This is a genomic window from Prauserella alba, from assembly GCF_024171735.1.
In the GTDB taxonomy this organism is placed as follows: Bacteria; Actinomycetota; Actinomycetes; order Mycobacteriales; family Pseudonocardiaceae; genus Prauserella; species Prauserella alba.
On sequence record NZ_JAMTCH010000004.1, the window covers coordinates 163,576 to 181,605 of the forward strand.

Genomic DNA, 18,030 nt, shown 5'->3' on the forward strand with positions numbered 1-18,030 from the left:
CGATGAGCGCTGGGGAGTTGACGAACGCAGGGGAACTGGAACCCGGGGATCTCGACCTCGTCGCCGCGTTGCAGGTCGCGCCGCGCGCCCCGCTGGCCGCGATCGCCTCGGCACTCGCCGTCTCCTCCAGCACCGTCAGCAGGCGGATGGCGCGTCTCGAGGCCGACGGCGTGCTCCGCGTCATCGGGCAGCTCGACTGGTCGGTGACCGGGCACGGGAACCCGTGGCACGTGTGGGTCAACGCGGGCGCGGGCCGCGCCCGGCAGGTGGCGGCCACCATCGCGGAGCTGCCCGAGTCGCAGCTCGTCGCGACCACCGCCGGCCGCGCGGACGTCTACTGCGCGGTGCAGGCCACGGATCAGCACACCGTGCAGGACCTGCTCGGTGAGCGGATCGCCGCGATCCCCGGCGTCGATTCGGCGCACAGCGAGCTGGTGCTGCGCGGCGTGGCCCTGGCCGATTCGTGGCAGCTGCCCAGACTGTCCGACGATCAGGTCGACGCGCTACGGCCGCACGCGGAGGCCGAGGAGCCCGGCACGGGCCCGCCGGGCGAACTCTCGGAGGACGCGCTGCGCGTGGCGCGCCTACTGCGCGATCACGGCAGAGTCACCGCAGCACAGGTCGCCAGGGAGCTCGGCAGCACCCAGTCCACCGCTTACCGCCTGCTGCACACGCTTTTGGACCGCGGCACGGTGCGGCCACGCGTCGAGATCGAGCCCCGGCTGCTCGGATACCGATTGGAGGCGGTGGTCGCACTGACCGTCGCACCCGGCTCCATCCGCGCCGTCAGCGAGTCGCTCGGGCGCCACGCCTCGGCGCGCTACGTCTCGATCGTCGCCGGCAACTCGTCGGTGATCCACCAGGGAGTGTTCCGCGACGAGGACGGTCTCGCGGCGTTCCTCACCAACGATCTCGGCGCGCTGCCCGGCGTGTTGTCGTTCGACGTGTCGGTGCTGCTGGACGTCCGCAAGCGGTACTGGCGGGACCGAGCGGCCGTGCGCTGACCCGGCCGGCCGACGTCGTCACGGCTCCCCGGTCACCGCATCGGGACCGGGGAGCCGTTGCCGCTGGGCCGCCGGTGCGCTACCTGGAGGAACCCGAGCGATTCCGCTGCCGGTCGCCGACGCCGAGTACGCCCCGCAGCTTCTCGAGCGGAACGCCCTTGGTCTCCGGCATCAGCAGCAGCACCCACACGAGCTGGGCGACCATGCACACGAAGAAGAACGCGAACGCCGCACCGCCGCCGACGACCTCGGCCAGCAGCGGGAAGATCCAGGAGATGGCGGCCGCGAATCCCCAGTGGACCAGCGAACCGAACGCCTGCCCGCGGGCCCGGACGGAGATCGGGAAGATCTCGGAGATGAAGACCCAGATCACCGCGCCCTGACCGAACGCGTGCGCGGCGACGAACAGCATCACCAGCAGGACCACGAACATGCTGGCGGTGCCGGAGAAGTCCTGCCCCTGAACGAAGAAGACCACCGAGAGAAGGCCCAGTGTCACCAGATACCCGACCGATCCGATGAGCATCAACTTCCGCCGGCCGAGCCGGTCGATCACGAACAGCGCGAGCATCGTCGAGATCAGGTTGATCAGCCCGACACCACCGCTGCTGAGGAACGAGGCGCTCTCGCCCATCCCTGCCGAGGCGAAGATCGACGGGGCGTAATAGAGCACCGCGTTGATCCCGGAGAGCTGGTTGAACGCGGCGATCGCGAACGCGAGGAAGATGACCTTCCGGTGGCGGCGGGTGAAGAACGTGGCGTGCTGCTCCGCGTCGTCGGTCTCGAGAGCCTCGGCGATCTCCTGGTGGGCGAGCCGCGCCTCGTCCGGATCCGGTGCGAGGGCGGTGATCACGCGGTCGGCCTCGGCCACCCGGCCCACCTTCATCAGCCAGCGCGGGCTCTCCGGCACCAGAACGAGCAACAGCACGAACGCGAGTGCGGGCAGTGCCTCGACACCGAACATCCACCGCCACGCCGTCGCCTCCGGCGCCAGTTGCAGCATGACGTAGTTCGACAGGTAGGCCAGCAGGATGCCGAGCACGATGTTGAACTGGAAGAGCCCCACCATGCGGCCGCGGAGCTTGGGGGGAGAGACCTCGGCGTTGTAGATCGGTGCGACCGCCGCCGCGGCACCGACCCCGACGCCGCCGACGAACCGGAACACCATGAACGTCACCCAGTCCGGCGCGAGGGCGGAACCGACGGCGGATACGAAGTAGAGGATGCCGATCGCGTAGAGGACCTTCTTGCGGCCGAACAGGTCGGCCGGTTTCCAGAGTCCGGTCGCCGCGGCGCCCACGATGGTGCCGATCAGTGCGGTCGCGACGGTGAATCCGAGTCCACCCGCGGTCAGGGAGAACACGTCCTGCAGCGCGTCGGTGGTACCGGAGATCACGGCGGTGTCGAAACCGAACAGCAGACCGCCGAGCGCGGCGATGACGGCACTGCGCATGGCCAGTCGGCTCCCGGACGTGCCTGCCCGGGTCGGTGCGTTCTGCATGGCGGGAAACCTTCCTCGTTGAAGGAACGGGTAGGGGGAGCGTGGCGCGAGGCCGGCGAACTACGTCGGGGCCGGTTTGCTGCGCAGCCGAGCGGGGTTGCTGTGCAGCCGTGTGTTGCTACGCGGGGGCGGGTCTGTTGCCCGGGGCCGGATTGGCAGCGCGAACCAGCGGATCGGGGACATCCGCTGGTTCGCGGACGGGACGAAGGCCGTGCCGACGCGGGCCGGCACGCGTCGCGATCATGCGAGCATCACCTCGATCGCGGCCTCGTTGAGTTCGGCCACGGCCTGTTCGTCGAGGCCGGAGTCGGTCACCACGACGTCGATCTCACCGAGCGTGGCGAAGCGGGCGAACTGGTCGTCGCCGTATTTGCTGTGATCGCTGAGCAGTACGCGACGACGGCAGGCGCCCACCATCGCCGCCTTGACCGCTGATTCGGCGGTGTCCGGAGTGGTACAGCCCCTGGCGGCGGAGAATCCGTTGGTCCCGAAGAAGCCGATGTCCACGGTCAACCCGGCCAGGACGTCGAGCGCCCAGGACTCGACCGTCGCCAGCGTCGCGGGTCGGATCCGGCCGCCCAGCATGTGCACGGCGACGTCGGTGCGGGCGGCGAGCTGGGAGGCGATGGGCAGCGAGTTCGTGACGATCGTCAGTTCCCGCCCCTGCGGCAGCAAGGCCGCAAGACGACTGCTGGTGGTACCGGCGTCGAACAGCACGGTTCCGCGCCCGGGCACCAGGTCGAGTGCGGCCCGCGCGATCCGATCCTTCTCGTCCGAGCGCGTCCGGTCCCGGTCGCTGACCGCGGGCTCGAAGTCGAGTCGTTCCAGCAGGATCGCGCCGCCGTAGACCCGGCGGACGAGGCCCTGCCGTTCCAGGGCTGCGAGGTCACGTCGGATGGTCTCGGGCGCTACCCCCAGCTCCTCGGACGTGGCGGTGACATCGATCCGCCCGTCGGTGCGCACCTGCTGTGCCAGCAGCTGTTGCCGCTCCGCACCATACATGCCCGTTTACCTCCGGTGCGATTTGGTTTTGCCTGATTCTGACTGTTGTTACGTACTTGTCAACCCTCGCAGGCCGAACCGACGGGACGTGACCGCGGTCGAGCCGGCTCCCCACCGGCACCTCACGACACGGACCTCGGCGGACCTGTTTCCTGCACAGCGAGTCCCGCCGGGCACACGAAAGATGCCGGACAACGCTCAGGGAGCGATCGAAACGCAGGAGGCGTCCGCCCCGTGCGGCGAGGCGGGTGCGCGTCCGCGGGCTTCACGGCATTGACAATCCCGCAACAACAAGCACAATCAGTCGGCACCAGAGATGAACCGGCTACAACCGGGCATACGCAACCGGGCCCACGGCGAGGATCGACCGGGCGCGGCATCCGGACACTCCGAGCCACCTCCGGCAGTTCCGAGGGACTCGCCGGACCCCCGCAACCGGTGCAGCGGCATCCCGCCACGGAATCCGGCTCCCCCGACCCGTCCGTCACCCCGATCAAGGAGGATCGCGTGACTGCAGGCTCGCCACGGTCGTCCGTTCCCACTCCCGACGCGAACCGGCATGGCTTGCCCGGTGTCGACCGGCCGGCACGAGACGGCCCGGCCCCGGCCGGTCGACACCGGTAGAACGCCGCTCCGGAATCCGCAGGACATCCACCCACGAACTCCCGCGTGCCCACACACGGCGGGAACAGACGAGGAGCGAACGATGGAACACTCCGCTGGAAACACCGCCGACTCCCGGCAACCGGTGGAAGGGGGATTCGGGCGCCGCAGCTTCCTGGCAGGGGCGGGCGCACTGGCCGGTCTGGGATTGACGGCGGCGCTGCCCGGTTCACCGGCCGCCCGCGCCGCAACGACCGGCACGAGCTCGGAAACGTCGCAGTGGCGTCCGTCGGTGTGTTTCACCCCGGAGCGCAACTGGATGAACGACCCGAACGGGATGGTGTACTTCAAGGGCGAGTACCACCTGTTCTTCCAGCACAACCCCTACGGCGACCAGTGGGGCAACATGTCCTGGGGCCACGCGGTCAGCACCGATCTCGTGCATTGGAAACAGCTGCCGGTGGCACTCGAACCCGACGAACTCGGGGCGATCTTCTCCGGCTGCGCCGTGGTCGATCACCACGACACCAGCGGTCTCTTCGGTGGCGGGCCCGGTCTGGTCGCGCTCTACACCAGCGCGGGCGACACGCAGCAGCAGAGCCTGGCCTACAGCAGCGACCGAGGCCGCACCTGGACCAAGTACTCCGGGAATCCGGTGATTCCCAACTCCGGCGAAGCGGATTTCCGCGACCCCAAGGTCTTCTGGCATGCGCCGACGAGCCGGTGGGTGATGTCGATAGCCGTCGGTGACCGCATTCGGTTCTACGGCTCGCCGAACCTGCTGCAGTGGGAGCAGCTCAGCGAGTTCGGCGCGAACCACGGCGCACACGGTGGCGTATGGGAGTGCCCGGACCTGTTCCAGCTCCCGGTGGACGGCGATCACCGGCGCGGCAAGTGGGTCCTCATCGTGAGCATCAACCCGGGCGGACCGGCCGGCGGCTCCGGGATGCAGTACTTCCTGGGCGATTTCGACGGCACCACGTTCACGGCCGACGGCGCACCCGGCGACGTCCTGTGGGCCGACGAAGGCGCGGACTTCTACGCCGCAGTGTCCTGGTCGGACGTTCCCGACGGCCGGCGACTGTGGCTGGGCTGGATGAGCAACTGGTCCTACGCCGCCGACATCCCCACCTCTCCCTGGCGCGGTGGCATGTCCGTCCCGCGCGAACTCGGACTGGTCTCCACCGCGGCCGGAACACGGCTCGCCCAGCAGCCGGTCAGGGAGCTCGAGCGAGTACGCCGCAACCGGCGCACGTGGAAGGGCACGGTCTCCGAACAGGGCGGGGCTCCCGATACCGAGGGAACGGTGCTCGACATCGCCGTCGAGTTCCGGCTCACCGGCGCGACGGCGACCTCGTTCGGATTCGACGTCTTCGCGGACGGTTCCCACCGCACCCGCATCGGCTACGACGTCACCACGCAGGAGCTGTTCGTGGACCGACGGCATTCCGGGCAGACGACCGTCCACACCGATTTCCCGGCAAAGCACACCGTCGCGCTCACACCGGTGGACGACGTCCTCCGCATCCGCATCGTGCTGGACCGGGCCAACGTGCAGGTGTTCGGCGACCGCGGCCAGGCCGTCATCACCGACCTCGTCTTCCCTGACGGCGGAAGCACCCGGGCGAGCACGTTCGCCACCGGTGGCGAGGTCGCCGTGCCGTCACTCGAGGTCTTCGACCTGGACGCGTGACGACCCGGTGCCGCCCCGCACCAGGCCGCGGGGCGGCACCTGCGTTCACCACCCTCGCAGGCGGCCTCGCCCTTGCAGGCGGCGTCGTTCATCGGGAGCGGCGTCGTTCATGGCGAGTTCGGTGCCGTGTCCCCGGGCCGGACGGCGATGCGGCTCGCCGCGAACGGGAACGCCAGCACCGTGACGGCGCCCGCCGTCACCATGACCGAGGCGGTGGCCGCGGTGATCAACTGCGACGAGGCGGCGATCTGCGTGACGGCCACGATGATCGGCAGGCCGGTCGCCGCGTAGAGACCCAGGGCGAGCCGGTCGCGGGTCGCCGTGACGCCGGAATGGGTGGTCGTCCACATCTCACGCGCGAACACCGGCAGCCCGCGCACGACGAGGATCACGCCGACGAACGCGAGCAGCAGGGGCCACTTCGACGCGACGGCGCCCAGGTCGATGGCCATGCCGCTCGTCACGAAGAACACGGGGATGAGCAGGCTGAACCCGACGATCTCCAACTTGTGCGCGATCTCCTCCGAGTGGCCGGGCGCGACCGCCCGCAGCATCGCGTTGGACAACAGGCCCGCGGAGAACGCCCCGAGTGCGACGTCGAGTTCCAGCACGGCCGTCAACAACATCAGTGTCACCAGCACCAGGACGGTGATCCGGGCCGTGGTCTGCATCGTCGTGTTCGACGCCCGCATCACGGCACGTCCCAGCAGCGGCACGCGGCGCAGAATCCTCGCCGGCAGCGCCACGACGACCACCGCGGCCGCGGCGAACGCCAACAGCACCACTGCCGCCTGCCACGTCGCCCGCGTCGACAACAGCACCGACATCGCCAGGATGGGCAACAGCTCACCGTAGGCGCCGTGGGTCATCGCCGCCCTCCCCAACGGTGTCGCCAGTGCACCGGAGTCCTTGAGGATCGGCAGCAACGTGCCCAGCGCCGTGGACGTCGAGGCGATCGCGAGCACGATCGCCACCTGGACGTCACCCCGCACCAGCAGCAGCCCGGCGCCCACCCCCAGGACCGCACAGGCCAGCCACGTCAACGCCGCGTGACCGCCCTGCCTGCCGCGCATGTCCTCCACCCGCACCTCGAACCCGGCGAGCAGGAACAGGAAGCCGAGCCCGAGTTCGCGCAGGAACCCGACCGCCTCGGTCTCGGCGGCCAATCCCAGGGAGTGGGGTCCGATGATCGCGCCGAACACCAGCAACCACACCACGTCCGGAATCGCACGCCGGGTGATCAACGCCAGCACGGGCCCCAGCGCGGCGGCGAGCACGATCCACCACACCGACAGCAGATCCGCGACCAGTGCGTGCCCCTCGCTCATGGCCGCAACGCTAGCCCGCGGTGGACGGAGCAGCAGTCCGAGCCGTCAGCTGGTCCACACCGGCCGATGACGAACGACGCCGTCCACTGCCGGTCGGTGGGTATCCGCCCGCCGATGCTCAGCGCTGGACCGGGTCACCTCCCGAAGCGAGAAACGCCTCCAGCTCGGACGGGGTCGGCGCCGCCTCCCAGTCGCCGGGCATCGTGCACATCACGGCGCCGCAGGCGTTCGCACGCGCGAGCTTCTTCTCGACGCTCCAGCCGTGCACGTCGCCGCTGAGGTAGCCGGCCACGAACGCGTCCCCTGCACCGACGGTGTCGACCACGTCGACGTGGTGCCCGGGGGCGTCGACGAAGGCCCCGTCGCGGTACGCGCTCGCACCGTCGGCGCCGCGCTTGACGACGATCTCGCGCGTCCCTCCGGGATCGAGCGCACGGACCAGCGCAGCGATGTCCTCGGTGGCCGCCGCGTCGGGCAGCCCGGCGGCACCGTCGGGGGCGATGTGCGCGAGCTCGTCGGGTGAGCCGAACACGAGGTCTGCCTGTTCGGCCAGTTCACCGAGCACCTCGGCGGCGACGGGCGCGGGTGCGAGCGTCGACCGGTAGTTCACGTCGACGCTCACCCGCACGCCTGCCGCCCGCGCGCGGCCGACCACCGACCGGCACGCCTCCCGCGCCGAGTCCGACAGCAGCGGTGTGATGCCCGTCAGGTGCACGAGCGCGGCGTTCTCGACCAGGCCGACGGGAACGTCCGCCGCGGCCAGCCGGGAACCGGCCGAGCCCGCACGGTAGTAGTACACCCGCGCGGTCCCCCGGCCCGTGAGTTCCTTGAGCATGAGCCCCGTCGCCGCTTCGGTGTCGACCTGCGCTCGCACGTCGACACCCTCACCGCGGACCTCACGCACGATCCGCCTTCCGAGGGAGTCGTCGCCGACCCGGCCGAGCCACGTGACGGGCACCCCGAGCCTGCTCAGGCTCACGGCGACGTTCGTCTCCGCACCGCCGATGCCCACGTGCGCCTCCGACACGTGGGCGAGCGACCCGATGCGGCCGCCGGTGATCAGGCCCATCGTCTCGCCGAGTGTCAGCACCGGGGAGTCGCTCATGCGCTTCCACTCCCCGCGCACACGTCGACGAACCGGCGCGACCTGGCGGCGAGGGCGGCCAGGTCGCCGCCGGCGAGCGCGTCCCCGAGCAGCGGCCCGCCGACGCTGACGGCCGCGGCGCCGGCCGCGAGCCACGCCCCGGCCGCGTCGAGATCCACCCCTCCGGACGGAACGACCGCCAGGTCCGGGAACGGGCCGCGCAGATCCTTGAGATACCCCGGCCCCACCTGGCCGGCCGGGAACACCTTCACCGCGGGTACCCCGCGTCTCCAGGTGGACCACACCTCGGTCGGTGTGAGCCCGCCGGGGACGACGGCGACGTCGCGGGCCAGGGCCCGGTCGACGACCGTGACGTCCGATACCGGGGTGACGAGATACCGCGCTCCCCCGTCGGCGGCGGCGTCGACCTCGCCGGGGCGGGTCACGGTGCCGACGCCGATGTCGGCCGTGTCGCCGTACCGTTCGACGAGGCCCGGCAGCGCGGCGACCGTGCCGGGCGTGGTGAGCGTCAGCTCGAAGCTGCGCACCCCGGCTTCGACCATGGTGTCGATCACCGGTACGTAGTCGTCGGCGCGTTCACCGCGGATCACGACGACGAGCCGGGTTTCGGCCGTCCACCGCGGCAGTGCCTGTCGCTGACTCATGACGTGTGTCCTCTCCCTGCTCACCAGTCGTGCACGGTGCCGTCGAGCAGCCGGTTCACCGGTAGGTAGGCGGCCGTGTACGGGTGGCGGGCGGCGACGTCCTCGTCGAGTTCCACGCCCAGTCCCGGAGTGTCGCCCGGATGCAGGAAGCCGCGGTCGAACGTGTACGAGGTGCGGAACGCCTCCAGGGTCGTCTCGCTGTGCGGCATGTACTCCTGGATACCGAAGTTGTGGATCGCCAGGTCGAGGTGCAGCGCGGCCGCCATGCCGACGGGCGAGACGTCGGTCGGGCCGTGGATGCCCGAGCGGATGCCGTAGATCGCCGCGAAGTCGAGCAGCTTCTTCATCCCGGTGACACCACCGGTGTGGGTGGGCGCCGAGCGCACGTAGTCGATGAGCCGCTCGGTGATCAGCGTCCGGTAGTCGTGCACCGAGTTGAAGACCTCACCGGTGGCCAGCGGCGTGGTGCTGTGCTGCCGGACCAGCCGGAACGCCTCCTGGTCCTCGCCGGGGGTCGCGTCCTCCAGCCAGAACAGGTCGTACGGTTCGAGCGACTTCGCCAGCCGCGCAGCCTCGATCGGTGACATGCGGTGGTGGGCGTCGTGGAGCAGCCGCAGTTCGGGGCCGAACTCCTCCCGCACCTTCGCGAAGATCGCCGGCACGTGCCGCAGGTAGGCGGGCGTGTCCCAGTCCTCCTCCTCGGGCCGCGTCGCGGCGCCGCCGTCGGCACCGCGGTGCGCGGGTTCGTAGTCGTAGCGTTCGCCCGGCTCCGCGGTGTCGGACACGCCGTAGACCCGGTGGAGCCCGGGGACGCCCGTCTGGATGCGTACCGCCGTGTAACCCTCGTCGACGTACCCGCGAATCGCCCGCGCCAGCGCCGGATAGTCGTTGCCGGAGGCGTGGGCGTACACGCGGAGCTTGTCGCGGCTCGCGCCGCCGAGCAGCTGATACAGCGGAACGCCAGCCTTCTTGGCCTTGATGTCCCACAACGCCACGTCCACGGCGGCGATCGCTGCCATCGTCACCGGCCCGCGTCGCCAGTACGCCCCGCGGTAGAGGTACTGCCACGTGTCCTCGATGCGGTCCTCGTCCCTGCCGACGAGCGTGCTCACCAGGTGGTCCCGCAGGTACGAGGCCACGGCCAGTTCCCGCCCGTTGAGGGTCGCGTCGCCCCAGCCGACGACCCCGTCGGAGGTGACGACCTTGAGCGTGACGAAGTTGCGTCCGGGGCTGGTGACGATGACGTCGGCGGTCGCGATGCTCACGGCGGGTACTTCCCTACTTCCTGACTGATGTGTCGACAGTGGACGGTGCGGCGGCCGGCGGGTGCGGCCGCGGCGGCCGCACCCGGGGCAGGCTCATACCGCGTTACGCGGATCCCGCAGGTCGCGGCCCGCGACCTCCGGCATGAACAGGGTGCCGATGAGCGGGCACAGCGTGAAGAACCCGAGCAGGATCGCGACCGGGATCCACGAACCGGTCGTCGCGGCGACCCAGGCCGCTGCGACCACCGGGCCGATACCCGTGGCGATCATCGCGGCGATCTCCCTGATGACACCGGTCGCGGCGTAGCGGTGGCGCGAGCCGAAGATCTCCGGCAGCGTCAGGTTCTCGAGTGAGGCCAGCGCCATGACCGACACGTTGTGCATGACGATGTAGCCGACGAACACCTGCGGCACATCCGCACCGGCGATCAGCATCATCGTCGGAACGATGAGCACGAGCGAGATCACGCTCATCACCTGGTACATGCGGCGCCTGCCGAACCTGTCGCCGAGCGCACCGACAATGGGCACCGTGGCGAACGCGCACAACGACGAGATGATCACGACGCTGGTCCCCACCGAGGCCGACATCGCCAGCGTCACGGTGATGAACGAGACCATGTAGGTCTGCAGGATCCCCGAGTTTCCGGCCTGCCCGAACCGCAGCAGGAACGCGGGCACCAATGCGCGCCACTTCTTCTGCTCCAGCGCTTCCAGCATGCGCGTGTCGTTCTCCCGTTCGGCCTTCGCCCTGACCTCGTCGGTCGACATGGCCACGCCGTCGGAGACGTGCGAGCTCTCCTCGAACACCGGGCTCTCCTTGAGCCGGAACCGGATCCACACGGCCACCAGCAGGATCACGGCGCTGCCGAGGAACGGGATGCGCCAGCCCCATGCCAGCAGCTGCTCCTCGGAGAGGACGGCCACGAGGATGCCCCAGATCGCGGACGCCCCGAGCGTGCCGCAGTTCGTGCCCAGGGCCACGAGCGAGGCGATCACGCCGCGCCGCCGTCGGGGTGCGTACTCCGCGAGCATGACACCGGCACCGGAGATCTCAGCACCGGCTCCGAAGCCCTGGCCGAGGCGCAGCACCACGAGCAGGATCGGCGCGAGGATGCCGATGTCGTGGGCCGTGGGCAGCGCGCCGATGAGCGTCGTCGAACCACCCATGAGCGCGATCGTGATGAACAGGACCTTGGTGCGCCCCACCCGGTCGCCGAGGCGCCCGAAGTACCAGGCGCCGACGGGGCGTGCGACGTAGCCGACCGCGTAGGTGGCCATCGCGGCGACGACGGCGAGCGCGGCGCTGTCGCCCACGAAGAAGAGCTGGCCGAAGACGAGGCCGGCCGCGAGCGAGTACAGCTGGAAGTCCATGAACTCGAGCGCGGTGCCCAGCCAGCCGGACATCGCGGCGCGCGTCAGGTCACTGGTACTGCGTTCGGCCCTGCCTGCTTCGGCGGTGCCCGTTTCGGGCGGCGGTGCTGAAGTGGACATCGTTGTTCCTTCTGCGGTGTCGGACGGGGAGGTGAGGGCGGGTAGGGATCAGAACTCGATGAGGACCTTGCCGGAGGCGGCCGAGTCCTTCGCCGTCGCGAACGCCTCGACCGCATCGGCGGCGGGCAGGACGTGCGTGACGACCCCGGCGATCGCGGGGTGGGCGGCGAGCATCTCGACGGCGTCGTCGATCTCCGTCGAGAAGCGGAACGTGCCGCGCAGCTGCAGCTCCTTCGACACGAGCGGGGCGAGGTTCACGTCGATGGAGGTGTCGGCGAGCATGCCGACCTGGACCACGACTCCCGCCCGTGCCGCGGATGCGACCGCCTGCGTCAGCGAGGCCGGCGCACCGGAGCATTCGAACACGACGGGATACGACGTCGCAGGCACGTCGTCGCGTCCGATGAGGAACGTCTCGTGGGCGCCGAGTTCGTGGGCCCGGTCGAGTGCGGACTGCTGGATGTCGCCGACCGCCACGTGGCCGACGCCCCGCGCGGCGAGCGCCGCGACGGTGAGCAGGCCGACGGGGCCGGCACCCAGCACGAGGGCGCGATCGTTCAGGTCGCCGCCCGCGACGGTGAGCGCGTGCAACGCGACGCCGAGCGGTTCGGCGAGCGCGGCCTCCCGCAGTGACAGCCCGTCGGGCAGCCTGCGGAGCATGGGCTTCTCGACGAGCACGTATTCCGCCGCCGCACCTTGGCGGTGGGGGAAGTCCGCGGCACTGCCGAGGTAGTCGCCGCCGGGCCGGAGGTGCGGCCGATCGTCGAGGCCCGGCGCCGGGGGACCGTACCGCGCGGGGTGCACGGTCACCGGTGTGCCCGGCGCCCACTCCCCGCTCGGATCGGCTTCGACGAGGGCCGAGAACTCGTGGCCGGGCGCGAACGGTTCGCGGACGAGGTTCTCGCCGTTCTTGCCGTGGAAGTAGTAGTGCAGGTCCGAACCGCAGATGCCGACGTAGCGCACGCGCAGCAGCACCTCGCCCTCGCCGGGTTCGGGCACGGCGACGTCGTCGAGGCGCATGTCCTCGGCGCCGTGGATGAACAGGCCTTTCACGGGTGATCAGCTCCAGGGGTCGGGGCGGGCTCAGCGGGCGGCGGCGGCCACATCGGCGGCCGCGGCGCGCACCCCGTCGTGGGTGATGATCGCCAGCAGCTCGGCGACGCGGGCGGTGAAGGCGTCCTGGTCGGCGAGCGCCTCGGGGAAGAAGCCGCCGGTCATGATCCGGCGTACGTGGTCGCCCGCGGCCACGGTGCCGTCGGTCGCCGCGGCGAGCCGGTCACGTGCGGGCTCGGCGATGCGCTCGGCCAGCGGGTCCGGTGTGAAACCCGCGGGCGGGGCGACGCACGCGATCCATGCTGCGGTGCACAGCGCGAGCCGGTGCGGCATGCGGCCGCGCCGGAGGTGCACCAGCGCAGCGTCGGGAATGCGCTGGAGCAGCTTGACCGAACCGTCGGAGCCGACCTGGGTGGTGGCGTGCCCGATCAGGGGGTTGCGCCACCGGGCGTCCAATTCCGACACGTACGCGTCGGGGTCGAACCCGGTCGGCGGGGTGAACGTGGGCAGATAGTCGTCGGCGATGCCGCCGAGCACCGCTTCGCGGACGAAGTCCAAGCTCCACGCGGCGTCGATCGTGGGAGCGCCGGCGAGGATGCCGAGGTAGGCGATGAGCGAGTGCGACCCGTTCAGCAGCCGCAACTTCACCATCTCGTACGCCTCGATCTCGGTCGAGAACGTCACGCCCGCTTCTTCCCATGCCGGGCGGCCGCCGGCGAAGTCGTCCTCGAGGACCCACATGCTGAAATCCTCGGCGGGGACGGGACAACGGTCGGTCACACCGAGCAGTTCGGCCACCTGCCGCGTGTGCTCGTCGGTCGTCTTCGGCACGATGCGGTCGACCATCCCGTTCGGGAACGACACCGACGAGGACACAAAGGACAGTACGTCGTCGCTCGCGCCCGCGGCGTGGAGGAACTGCTCGACCACGGCCCGCGTCACGTCGCCGTTGGCTTGAAGGTTGTCACACGACAGCACGGCCAGCGGCGCCCCCGTGTCGGCGCGCAGCTCGAGCCCCCTGGCGATCATGCCCATCGCGGTACGCGGTGTAGCACCGGCGACGAGGTCCGCAGCGACCTCGGGATGGTCGAGTGCCAGCCGGCCGGTCGCCGGATCACGCGTGTACCCGACCTCGGACACGGTCAGCGAGACGATGCGATGGGCCGGGTCGGCGATCGCGGCCACGACGGCAGCGGGGTCGTGAGCCGCCACGCCGGTGTCGCGGTGGACGTCGACGACACCTGCCCTGGCGCCGTGCTCGGTGAGCTGCAGGATCGAGTACACGTTGTCCTGGGCGCGCATCGGCGCGACGACCCGGTCCGACGAGTGCGCGAAACCGCGGATGCCCCAGTCACCACCGGCAGCGGCCATCGCCTGCGCCGTGTGGACGGCACCGTGCGCGCGGTGGAAGTTGCCGAGACCGAGGTGCACGATGCCGGTCCGGTCGGGTGCGGATGCCCCGATGAGCGTTCCCGCGGGCACGCTGCGGCGCCCGAGTCCCTGTGTCATGACGTCCTTGTCCTTCCGCGACGCACGGCGACGACTGCGACGTCACCATGTTCGTTTCATATCGCGAACCGGTCGTTTTGTATGTCGGACCATAAGCTAAACTCGCACTGAACGCGACGCAATACCGACCCCGGCGACAATGGAGCCATGGAGACCGAACCCACATCGGAAACGCCGCCCGTGACGAGCCTCGACCGTGCACTCGTCGTGCTCGAGACGGTCGCCGCCGCCGGGCCGGAGGGCATGCCGCTCGGCGAGATCGCGGCACGCACCGGCATCAACAAGGGATCGGTCCACCGGCTGCTCCGCGGGCTGGCACACCGCGAATACGTGACGCGTGACGACGAGGACCGCAACTACCTCCTCGGCGAGGCGCTCCGGCGGATCGTGCGCACGTTCGGCGCGGAGGAGAACCTCCCACTGCTGTTCCGGCCGCTGCTGCTCGAACTGTCCCGCCGCACCGAGGAGCTCGTCCACCTGGGCATGCTCGACGGACGCCGCGTCGTCTACCTCGACAAGATCGAGCCCGAGCGTTCCGTCCGCGTCTGGTCGCGCGTCGGAAGGCGAGCCCACATCGCGAGCACGGCGCTGGGGCGTGCACTCATCGCCGCCGCTCCCCCGAGCGACGCACTGCTGACCGGCTACGTCGACGAGGCCGACCCCGACGGGCACCACCCGACCCTCGCCACGAGGTTCCGCCACGCCGTCGAATCGGCACGCACGCTCGGCTGGGCGGTCGAGAACGAGGAGAACGAACCCGGCATCGCCTGCGTCGGCGTCGCCCTCACATCGGGGACCGGACAGGACGTCGCGATCAGTGTCACCGGACCCGCCGACCGCATGACCACCGACCGACTGGCCGAGGTCGGCGCACTCGTTCGGGAACTCGCAGGCAAGCTCGCACCCGAGGAGTACACACTGACCCCGACCACCGGCTGAGGCCTTCGGGAACGTCGCACCGGGAACACGCGCGGCATCGCGCGACCGAACAACGAGCTCCCCAATGATGTTGATTTTCCAACATCTCCGCAGTCGCTTCCCGAATCACCGACGCCGCACGTGTACTATTTCGAACAACTAAGAGGGAGGATGTGGCGTGGACGGGGCACCTGCCGGACTGCTGCGCTACGACGACGCCCCCGCGCGCCGCGGTGTGATCCTCGAACAACTCCACGCCGCGGGGTTCCTCGCGATCAGCGACCTCAGCAAACAGCTCGGCGTATCGGACATGACCGTGCGGCGCGACGTGCGCCGGCTCGAACGGGACGGCAAGGTGCGGGTCGTGCACGGCGGGGTCAGCCTCCCCCCGGCCGACCAGCCACCGGCTTTCGAGGGCCGGGTCCGTGCCAGCCACGAGGCCAAGCAGCGAATCGGCTCGCACGCGGCCGGACTGCTGACCGGGTCGGACACGATCGCCGTCGACGCCGGTACGACGCCGTACGAACTCGCGCTCGCACTGCCCGACGACTTCGCCGGTTCGGTCGTCTCCCATTCGGTTCCCGTACTGCAGCGCATGCTGAGCCTGCCTGCCGCCCGCACGGTCGCGCTCGGCGGTGACCTCAACCACGACAGCCAGGCCTTCGTGGGGCCCATCACCGTGGACACCGCGGCCCAGTTGCGGGTGAAAACGTTCTTCCTGGGCGCTGCGGCCATCGACGACCGCGGCGTGTACGTCGCGACCGACCGGGAACGCCCGACCAAGCTCGCGCTGATGGACATCGCCGACCGCGTGGTTCTCCTCGCCGATCACAGCAAGTTCGACGCCTCCGCGGCGGTCCTGCTGTGTCCGCTGAGCCGGCTCGACGCCGTGGTCAGCGACCGCAGGCCAGCGCTCGCCGAACTCTTCGACGACGCCGGCGTCGATCTCGACCTCGCCACGGACTGACCCGGCCCGCTCCGACTTCCGGGGCATCAGTGCATCCGCATCATGTTCTATTTCCGACAGTGGATGTTGACTTATGAACATCTCCGGTCGACACTATGGGCGCCATCCGGCGAGGAGGAATCGTGGACAATGTTGTCTTCGTTGGTGCGGCGACCGAGGACGCCATCGCCGTCACCGCGCATCACCCATCCCCTGACGAACGCGTCGTCGTCGACGACTTGGTCCGCAGTGGCGGCGGCCCTGCCGCGACCGCGGCAGTCACGGCCGCACGACTCGGCATCCCGGCCCGGATCATCGCGGCGGTGGGAGACGACCGGCCGGGACGCGACGTCATCGACGGCCTCGACGCGGCCAACGTCGACACGCGCCACGTGCAGGTGACCCCGGACGCGCGAACCCAGTCGGTCGTCGTCATCTGCAGCCGCAGCGACGCCACCCGTGCGATCTGCACCACCGTCGCCCCGCCCCTCGACCTCGACGCGGCCGCCGCCGAAGCCGTGCGATCCGCCGGCTGGGTCCACGTCGACCACCACGGGTGGCCACCGGTCGCACGCCTGCTCGCGGGCATGTCGCCCGCCGATCGTCCGAAGCTGTCCGTCGATGTGGGCTACGCAGTCGAAGACCTCCGTTGCCGCCCCGACGAGGTCACCCTGTACGCACCCACGGCCGACCGGCTGCGGGCCGAGCACGCATCGACCGACCTCCACGCAGCTCTCGTCGCCTCCACGGCGAACACCGTCGTGGCCACCGACGGTGCGAACGGCTCGATCGGCCGCGACGAACGCGGTGAGCTGTACCGCGTGCCGGGCCTGCCCATCGAGCCGGTCAGCACCCTCGGCGCGGGCGATGTCTTCCACGGCGCGCTGCTCGCTGCCGTCGTCCGCGAACGTCCGCTGCACGAAGCGATGACATACGCGGGTATCGCCGCGGCGCTCTCGTGCCGGGCCGTCGACGGCCGTTCCGGCATCCCCACCCGCCACGAGATCGAGACCCGCATGAGCGAACTGAAGGAGTACGCGTGACGAACCCTGCGCCTTACGACCTGACCGACCTGGCACGACCGTCGGGCGGCTTCGCGATGCTGGCGGTGGACCAGCGTGAGGCACTGCGACTCATGCTGGCGGGGGCGGCAGGCCCCGCCCCGGACGGCACGACGCCCGACGACGTGCTCCGGCGCGTCGACGACGCGACGCTCACGGAGTTCAAGCTCGCCGCCACCCGTGCGCTCACCCCGCACGCCTCGGGTGTGTTGCTGGACAAACAGTTCGTCTTCGACGCCGCCGTCGACACGGGAGCCGTTGCCCCTGACTGTGGGCTCATCGCCGCCGCCGATCGGTTCGTGCCCGGCGACGGCGAGGCTGTCACCGACTCGGTACTGGACGAGACCGTCGACCCGCACACGGTGCGTGCCCAAGGTGCCGTGGCGATGAAGCTTCTCGTCGTGTGGCGGCCCGACGAGGACACCCGCCGCCGAGTCGCCATGGTCGAGCGCTTCGTCGCCCGGTGCCGAGCAGCGGGCCTCGTCAGCATCATCGAACCGGTGTCGAAAGCTCCTCGCCGCGGAGGCGACTGGGACTGGAACGCCGGCGTCCACGCGGCAGCCGACGAGCTCGGCGGGCTCGGCGCCGATCTGTACAAGTCCGAGGTTCCGTTGCACGGCAGGGCCGACACCGACGTCCTGCACCGCGAATGCACCCGGCTCGGCGCACGGATCGCGTCACCGTGGGTGGTGCTGTCGTCCGGTGTGGACGCCGACGAGTTTCCCCGTGCCGTCGAGATCGCCTGCGCGGCAGGGGCGTCCGGGTTCCTCGCGGGCCGTGCCGTGTGGCGCACATGTGTCGGAGCCGAGAACCTCGCCGACGCGCTGGAGGCGGACGCCGTCCCGCGGTTGCGGCGGCTGGCGGAGCTGGTCGATCGCGCGGTCACCGCTCCCACCCACTGAAG

General features: G+C 70.4%; 15 protein-coding genes. 6 read left to right on the forward strand and 9 right to left on the reverse strand.

The genetic code is table 11. The features are described 5' to 3' along the window. The first annotated feature begins 2 nt into the window (after nt 1–2). Nucleotides 3–1,004 (forward strand): Lrp/AsnC family transcriptional regulator, encoded by a 1,002-nt coding sequence (locus LY12_RS09695; RefSeq protein ID WP_253855234.1) that lies wholly within the window; start codon nt 3–5, stop codon nt 1,002–1,004. A gap of 79 nt (nt 1,005–1,083) precedes the next feature. Here the strand turns inward: LY12_RS09695 and LY12_RS09700 are convergent, their stop codons facing one another. Both LY12_RS09700 and LY12_RS09705 read right to left on the reverse strand, forming a co-directional pair. After that, on the reverse strand, nt 1,084–2,505 hold the full coding sequence (locus LY12_RS09700; protein ID WP_253855236.1) for a sugar porter family MFS transporter: 1,422 nt from the start codon (nt 2,503–2,505) through the stop codon (nt 1,084–1,086). A 240-nt stretch (nt 2,506–2,745) separates the two neighbouring features. After that, nucleotides 2,746–3,507, reverse strand: coding sequence for a DeoR/GlpR family DNA-binding transcription regulator (locus LY12_RS09705; RefSeq protein ID WP_253855238.1), 762 nt, complete (start codon nt 3,505–3,507; stop codon nt 2,746–2,748). Between the two features lie 706 nt (nt 3,508–4,213). Between LY12_RS09705 and LY12_RS09710 the strand changes: the two genes are divergently transcribed. Then, nucleotides 4,214–5,803: a glycoside hydrolase family 32 protein gene (locus LY12_RS09710; protein WP_253855240.1), complete on the forward strand. Its 1,590-nt coding sequence runs from the start codon at nt 4,214–4,216 to the stop codon at nt 5,801–5,803. A 107-nt stretch (nt 5,804–5,910) separates the two neighbouring features. Here LY12_RS09710 and LY12_RS09715 read toward each other — a convergent pair whose 3' ends face one another. The 7 genes from LY12_RS09715 to LY12_RS09745 all read right to left on the reverse strand — a co-directional run bounded on the left by LY12_RS09715 (nt 5,911) and on the right by LY12_RS09745 (nt 14,201). After that, nucleotides 5,911–7,131, reverse strand: a complete 1,221-nt coding sequence (locus tag LY12_RS09715; RefSeq protein ID WP_253855242.1) for a cation:proton antiporter — start codon at nt 7,129–7,131, stop codon at nt 5,911–5,913. Between the two features lie 118 nt (nt 7,132–7,249). Continuing rightward, nucleotides 7,250–8,236, reverse strand: a complete 987-nt coding sequence (locus LY12_RS09720) for a sugar kinase (RefSeq protein ID WP_253855244.1) — start codon at nt 8,234–8,236, stop codon at nt 7,250–7,252. Then, the gene (locus LY12_RS09725) at nt 8,233–8,880 is read right to left on the reverse strand and encodes a bifunctional 4-hydroxy-2-oxoglutarate aldolase/2-dehydro-3-deoxy-phosphogluconate aldolase (RefSeq protein ID WP_253855246.1); all 648 of its coding nucleotides are present in this window, start codon (nt 8,878–8,880) and stop codon (nt 8,233–8,235) included. The genes LY12_RS09720 and LY12_RS09725 overlap by 4 nt, the downstream gene beginning before the upstream one ends. A 20-nt stretch (nt 8,881–8,900) precedes the next feature. Then, a complete protein-coding gene (gene manD, locus LY12_RS09730; RefSeq protein ID WP_253855248.1) occupies nt 8,901–10,145 on the reverse strand; it encodes a D-mannonate dehydratase ManD in 1,245 nt (414 codons plus the stop codon). A gap of 93 nt (nt 10,146–10,238) precedes the next feature. Continuing rightward, nucleotides 10,239–11,639, reverse strand: a complete 1,401-nt coding sequence (locus tag LY12_RS09735) for an MFS transporter (protein WP_253855250.1) — start codon at nt 11,637–11,639, stop codon at nt 10,239–10,241. A gap of 48 nt (nt 11,640–11,687) precedes the next feature. After that, on the reverse strand, nt 11,688–12,692 hold the full coding sequence (locus LY12_RS09740) for an L-idonate 5-dehydrogenase (RefSeq protein ID WP_253855252.1): 1,005 nt from the start codon (nt 12,690–12,692) through the stop codon (nt 11,688–11,690). Nucleotides 12,693–12,722: 30 nt separating this feature from the next. Continuing rightward, nucleotides 12,723–14,201 (reverse strand): mannitol dehydrogenase family protein, encoded by a 1,479-nt coding sequence (locus LY12_RS09745; RefSeq protein ID WP_253855254.1) that lies wholly within the window; start codon nt 14,199–14,201, stop codon nt 12,723–12,725. Between the two features lie 147 nt (nt 14,202–14,348). Between LY12_RS09745 and LY12_RS09750 the strand changes: the two genes are divergently transcribed. The 4 genes from LY12_RS09750 (at nt 14,349) to LY12_RS09765 (ending at nt 18,028) form a co-directional block, all read left to right on the forward strand. Continuing rightward, nucleotides 14,349–15,140 (forward strand): IclR family transcriptional regulator, encoded by a 792-nt coding sequence (locus LY12_RS09750; protein ID WP_253855256.1) that lies wholly within the window; start codon nt 14,349–14,351, stop codon nt 15,138–15,140. A gap of 157 nt (nt 15,141–15,297) precedes the next feature. Next, nucleotides 15,298–16,086, forward strand: a complete 789-nt coding sequence (locus LY12_RS09755; protein ID WP_253855258.1) for a DeoR/GlpR family DNA-binding transcription regulator — start codon at nt 15,298–15,300, stop codon at nt 16,084–16,086. Nucleotides 16,087–16,208: 122 nt separating this feature from the next. Then, nucleotides 16,209–17,108, forward strand: a complete 900-nt coding sequence (locus LY12_RS09760; RefSeq protein WP_253855260.1) for a carbohydrate kinase family protein — start codon at nt 16,209–16,211, stop codon at nt 17,106–17,108. After that, nucleotides 17,105–18,028 carry a hypothetical protein gene (locus LY12_RS09765; protein ID WP_308292095.1) on the forward strand — a complete coding sequence of 308 codons (924 nt, stop codon included), beginning with the start codon at nt 17,105–17,107 and terminating at the stop codon, nt 18,026–18,028. Before LY12_RS09760 ends, LY12_RS09765 begins: the two co-directional genes overlap by 4 nt. Nucleotides 18,029–18,030: the final 2 nt, after the last annotated feature.

Excerpts from the sequence above, each read along its gene's own strand:
- LY12_RS09695 (WP_253855234.1), top strand. The coding sequence starts at position 3 with ATGAGCGCTGGGGAGTTGACGAACGCAGGGGAACTGGAACCCGGGGAT.
- LY12_RS09700 (WP_253855236.1), bottom strand. The coding sequence starts at position 2,505 with ATGCAGAACGCACCGACCCGGGCAGGCACGTCCGGGAGCCGACTGGCC.
- LY12_RS09705 (WP_253855238.1), bottom strand. The coding sequence starts at position 3,507 with ATGTATGGTGCGGAGCGGCAACAGCTGCTGGCACAGCAGGTGCGCACC.
- LY12_RS09710 (WP_253855240.1), top strand. The coding sequence starts at position 4,214 with ATGGAACACTCCGCTGGAAACACCGCCGACTCCCGGCAACCGGTGGAA.
- LY12_RS09715 (WP_253855242.1), bottom strand. The coding sequence starts at position 7,131 with ATGAGCGAGGGGCACGCACTGGTCGCGGATCTGCTGTCGGTGTGGTGG.
- LY12_RS09720 (WP_253855244.1), bottom strand. The coding sequence starts at position 8,236 with ATGAGCGACTCCCCGGTGCTGACACTCGGCGAGACGATGGGCCTGATC.
- LY12_RS09725 (WP_253855246.1), bottom strand. The coding sequence starts at position 8,880 with ATGAGTCAGCGACAGGCACTGCCGCGGTGGACGGCCGAAACCCGGCTC.
- LY12_RS09735 (WP_253855250.1), bottom strand. The coding sequence starts at position 11,639 with ATGTCCACTTCAGCACCGCCGCCCGAAACGGGCACCGCCGAAGCAGGC.
- LY12_RS09745 (WP_253855254.1), bottom strand. The coding sequence starts at position 14,201 with ATGACACAGGGACTCGGGCGCCGCAGCGTGCCCGCGGGAACGCTCATC.
- LY12_RS09750 (WP_253855256.1), top strand. The coding sequence starts at position 14,349 with ATGGAGACCGAACCCACATCGGAAACGCCGCCCGTGACGAGCCTCGAC.